The sequence below is a fragment of the Desulfomarina sp. genome, assembly GCF_054039375.1.
The window spans coordinates 1-4,910 of sequence record NZ_JBPLBA010000267.1 but is presented as its reverse complement, the minus strand read 5'-3'; the positions used below and the strand labels follow the sequence as shown (position 1 = coordinate 4,910).

3 protein-coding genes and 1 pseudogene are annotated in these 4,910 nt (G+C 48.6%); all 4 read left to right on the top strand.

The window, feature by feature from the left end; translation table 11 throughout:
* The first annotated feature begins 136 nt into the window (after nt 1-136).
* Entirely contained in the window at nt 137-604 is a 468-nt protein-coding gene (locus ACXLDX_RS14555; RefSeq protein WP_457577910.1) for an NADH-quinone oxidoreductase subunit NuoE family protein, read from the top strand.
* Between the two features lie 3 nt (nt 605-607).
* Nucleotides 608-2,389 carry an NADH-quinone oxidoreductase subunit NuoF gene (gene nuoF, locus ACXLDX_RS14550; protein ID WP_457577909.1) on the top strand — a complete coding sequence of 594 codons (1,782 nt, stop codon included), beginning with the start codon at nt 608-610 and terminating at the stop codon, nt 2,387-2,389.
* A 5-nt stretch (nt 2,390-2,394) separates the two neighbouring features.
* Nucleotides 2,395-4,422 (top strand): annotated as a pseudogene (locus ACXLDX_RS14545) (molybdopterin-dependent oxidoreductase); the annotation flags it as partial.
* A 138-nt stretch (nt 4,423-4,560) separates the two neighbouring features.
* A partial coding sequence (locus ACXLDX_RS14540) for a molybdopterin oxidoreductase family protein (protein WP_457577911.1) occupies nt 4,561-4,910 on the top strand: 350 nt, incomplete at its 3' end.

Genomic DNA, 4,910 nt, shown 5'->3' with positions numbered 1-4,910 from the left:
AACAGACAAAACCGGCATGTTTTCAGACTACAGATACACGGGTTACACTATGATATAGCAGGCGGAATTTTGGTGCTCCCGCACTTGAAATTATTTTAAGCAGGGGGTGAATACTCATCTTTTACGGGGTACGTGTATGGATAAGCAGATGACGGAGACACTTGAAGCGATATACGAAAAGTGTGTCGCTAACGAGGACAATATTATCACTGTTCTACAGGAAATACAGAACGAGTTCGGATATGTTCAGGAGGAGGTGGTCAACTGGTTTGCTGAACGATCCAATATTCCTCCCTCGCAGTACTACGGTGTGATTACATTTTATTCCCAGTTTCATCAGAATCCCAGGGGGAAAAACATTGTCACTGTTTGTTGTGGAACAGTGTGTCACGTAAAAGGGGCACCGCGGATAATTGCCAAGGCCAGGGAAGATCTTAAACTGAAGGATGGTCAGGATACTACCAGGGATATGCAGTTCACCATGGAACGGGTCAATTGTGTCGGAGCCTGCAGTATTGCTCCGGTAGTCCTGGTTAATGAAAAGGTGTTTGGTAAGGTCACTCCAAGCAAAATGGTGAAAAGCCTCAAAGAGTATAAGGAATAGACCATGAACAGCGAAATTACTGTCAATGTGTGCATGGGCACCGGCGGCATAGCGGCTGGTGGCGACATGGTGATGGAGGAGTTCAAAAAGGAGTTTGAAGCTGCCGGGATCAAAAACGCCACCATAAAGGAAAACTGTAAACTTCACAAGGTGGGGTGTCGCGGGTTCTGTGCCAGGGACGTTCTGGTGGATATTACAGTAAACGGCGAAAGCTCCACATATGAATATATCCAGCCCAAAATGGTAAAACGTCTTGTTTCAGAACATGTACTGGGCGCTAAACCGGTAAAAGAATGGCTGGTGGGAGATGATTACCATACCTTCCATGACAATCAGACTAAGATTGTTCTTTCCGATCTGGGGAAGATAGATCCTGAATCCATCGATGAATATCTTGCAACTGGTGGATATAAAGCTGCTGAAAAGGCGCTGACCACCATGAGTCCTGAAGAGACAATCGTAACCATAAAAGATTCCGGTTTAAGGGGCCGGGGAGGTGGAGGTTTCCCCACTGGCCTCAAATGGAGTTTCTGTGCCGCCAATGAATCTGATCAGAAATACCTGATCTGTAATGCGGATGAGGGAGATCCGGGCGCCTTTATGGACAGGTCCGTGATAGAAGGAAACCCCCATGCCGTTATCGAGGGAATGATCATCAACGCTTTTGCTATTGGTGCCAGTATCGGTTACGTGTATATCAGGGCGGAGTATCCCCTGGCGGTTGACAGACTGCACATGGCCTTGAATCAGGCAGAAGAAAAAGGTTTTCTGGGCAAGAATCTTTTCGGGACAGATTTTGATTTCAAAATCAAGGTGAAGCTGGGTGCTGGAGCTTTTGTCTGTGGCGAAGAAACAGCTCTGATTGCTTCTATTGAAGGTGAACGGGGCATGCCGCGGGCAAAGCCGCCGTTTCCTGCCAATAAGGGGTTGTGGGGAAAGCCGACCATTATCAATAATGTTGAGACTCTGGCCAATGTACCTCAGATCATCAACAAGGGGGCAGAGTGGTTTGCAGCGATCGGTTCTGAAAAAAGTAAAGGAACCAAGGTTATCGCCCTGACAGGTAAAATCAGGAATACGGGTCTCATTGAGATCCCAATGGGTATGCCGCTGAAGGATATCATTTTTAATATTGGTGGTGGTATCGAAGGAGATAAACTCTTCAAAGCGGTGCAGACAGGCGGGCCTTCCGGTGGCTGTATTCCGCAGCAGCATATAGATCTTCCGGTTGACTACGAGGGACTTGCCTCTGTCGGTTCAATGATGGGTTCCGGTGGAATGGTTGTTCTTGACGAGACCGACTGCATGGTCAATATCTCGAAATTTTTCCTCGAATTCACCCAGTCTGAGTCCTGTGGGAAATGTGTTCCCTGTCGCCTGGGGACAAAGAGACTTCTGGAGATTCTGACCAGGATAACTGAAGGAGAAGGAAAGGAGGGAGATATCGAACTGCTTCAGACACTTGCCGAGGATGTTCGTGACTCAAGCCTGTGCGGACTCGGTATGTCCGCTCCGAATCCTGTGCTGTCGACAATAAAGTATTTCCGCCATGAATATGAGGCCCATATCAAGCAGAAAAAGTGTCCGGCAAAGGTGTGTAATAAACTGCTGACCTTTTTTATTCGTGAGGATTTATGTGTCGGTTGCGGTATGTGCGCACGGGCCTGTCCTGTAAATGCCATTTCCGGCGAGAAAAAGCAGCCCCATAAAATTGATAACGAAGCCTGTATTCAGTGCGGGTCCTGTTTTGATGCCTGCAAGTTCAGCGCAGTATTAAAGGAGTAGTGATTATGATCAATCTTACCATAGATGATAAACAGATAGAAGTGGCTGAGGGAACAACTGTTCTTGAAGCGGCCCAGCAACTGGATATTGACATTCCTACCCTCTGCCACGATTCCCGTCTGAAACCGTTTGGTGCATGTCGTCTCTGTGTTGTTGAGATAGAGGGGATGCCGAAGCCGGTAACCTCGTGTACAACACCGGCAACGGAAGGGATGAAGGTCAGGACCCGCACCGCCCGGTTGCAGAGACTGCGGAAAACTACAGTCGAACTCCTGTTGTCCGATCATCCCAATGACTGTATGGTCTGTGTGAGTGCGGGTGACTGTAAGCTGCAGGATCTGGCGTATGCCTTCGGTATCCGTAAAAACAGGTTTGCCGGAGAGATGAGAGATCATAACCGTGTGGATAAAAATCCCTTTATTTACAGGGTACAGGACAAATGTGTCATGTGCGGTCTCTGTGTCAGGGTCTGTGAAGAGGTTCAGGGTGTTGGTGCCATCGGTTTTGCGGAAAGGGGTTTTGAGGCCACAATTACACCACCCTTTGGCCATGATCTTGATTGTGAATTTTGCGGTCAATGTGTTTCGGTTTGTCCCACGGGAGCGCTTTCCGGAAAAGTATGGATGGGTAAACCACGTCTGACCGGAGTGGAGAAAACAGATACAACCTGCACATATTGTGGCTGTGGCTGTAACATCACCCTTCATAGTCATGGAGATGAAGTTTTTAAAGTCACCTCTGACACTGACAATCACAATCGTGGCTGGCTTTGCGTCAAAGGTCGTTTCGGCTTCGAATTCATTAACAGTAAAGATCGACTGACCACACCACTTATCAGAAGAGAGAAGGGGGGGGAACTGGAACCGGCAAGCTGGGATGAGGCTCTTGATCTCGTGGCCTCCAGGCTGCTTGAAATAAAAAAAGAACATGGGTCTGATGCTGTAGCCGGGCTCACCTCAGCACGATGCACCAATGAAGAGAATTATCTCTTTCAGAAAATGTTCCGGGCCGGGTTGGGAACAAACAATGTGGATCACTGTGCCCGATACTGACACAGTGCCACTGTGGCCGGTCTGGCCGCAAAATTCGGTTCCGGTGCAATGACCAATTCGGTTGCTGAAATTGCAGAAAATGATGCGATCTTCGTCATCGGTTCCAATACGACTGAAAATCATCCAATCATTGCCCTGAGAATGAAGGAGGCCGTCCGTAACGGTTCTCAGCTTATTGTCGCGGATCCAAGAAAAATTCCCCTGGTGAAACACGCCACGCTCTGGCTGCGTCATCGGCCGGGAACTGATGCAGTTCTTCTCAGTACCATGATGAATGTGATCCTTGCTGAAGGTCTGGAAGATAAGGAATTCATAGCGGCAAGAACTGAAGGATACGATGAGTTTGTGAAATCTCTGGAGCCGTTTACTCTCGAATACGGGGCAAAAATTACAGGGGTTCCGGCAGAAGATATAAAAAAGGCGGCATTGATTTACGCGGGTGCCGGAAGTGCCGGTATTTATTACGCCATGGGTATTACCCAGCATGTGATGGGAACCAATAATGTGCTGGCCGTTGGAAATCTTGCCATGTTGACGGGTAATCTCGGTAAGAGAGCCGCCGGAGTTAACCCTCTGCGTGGACAGAACAATGTTCAGGGAGCCTGTGATATGGGCGGTCTGCCCAACGTTTATCCGGGATACCAGAAGGTTGACAACCCGGAGATCCAAAAGAAATTTGAAAAAGCCTGGGGGGTAGCTCTTTCTCCAACTCCGGGGCTTGCCGCAACGGAAATGACCGGCGCCATGATTTCGGGCGCTTTGAAAGGGATGTATATCTACGGTGAAAATCCGGCCATGTCCGATCCGAATACAACCCATTCAGTCAAGGCCTTTAAAAATCTCGAATTTCTTGTTGTGCAGGATATCTTCATGACAGAGACGGCGCAACTTGCTGATGTTGTGTTGCCCGGTACATCTTTTGCCGAAAAGGATGGAACCTTTACCTGTTCGGAAAGAAGGGTTCAGCGGGTGAGAAAGGCGGTCAATTCACCCGGTGAAGCAAAAACTGATCTGGTAATCATTGACCAGGTTTATAAACGTATTGTGGGTGAGGGGAACCTGGAAGAGAGTCCTGATCCGGCAAGAATATTTGACGAGGCAGCCGCACTCTGGCCGGCCATGGCCGGAATGAATTACCATCGTCTTGATGAGAAAAGTCTGCAATGGCCCTGCCCGACTGAGGATCATCCTGGTACCGAGTATCTTTTTGCGGAGAGTTTCAGCAGGGAGAACGGCAAAGCACTTTTCAGCGCAGTACCCTTTGTTGCCTCTGATGAACTGCCGGATAAGGAATATCCTTTTGTTCTTACCACCGGACGGGAACTCTTTCATTATCACACCGGAACCATGACCCGTCGCTCAAAAGGTCTGGATAAGGTTGCGCCAGAGCCCTTTGTTGAGGTTAATCCGGCTGATGCAGATATTCTTGGAGTGGAAAACGGTGAGACATTGACCGTAACTTCCCGTCG

Bases quoted from the DNA above. Each gene is read 5' to 3' on its own strand.
- ACXLDX_RS14555 (WP_457577910.1), top strand. From the start codon at position 137: ATGGATAAGCAGATGACGGAGACACTTGAAGCGATATACGAAAAGTGT.
- nuoF (WP_457577909.1), top strand. From the start codon at position 608: ATGAACAGCGAAATTACTGTCAATGTGTGCATGGGCACCGGCGGCATA.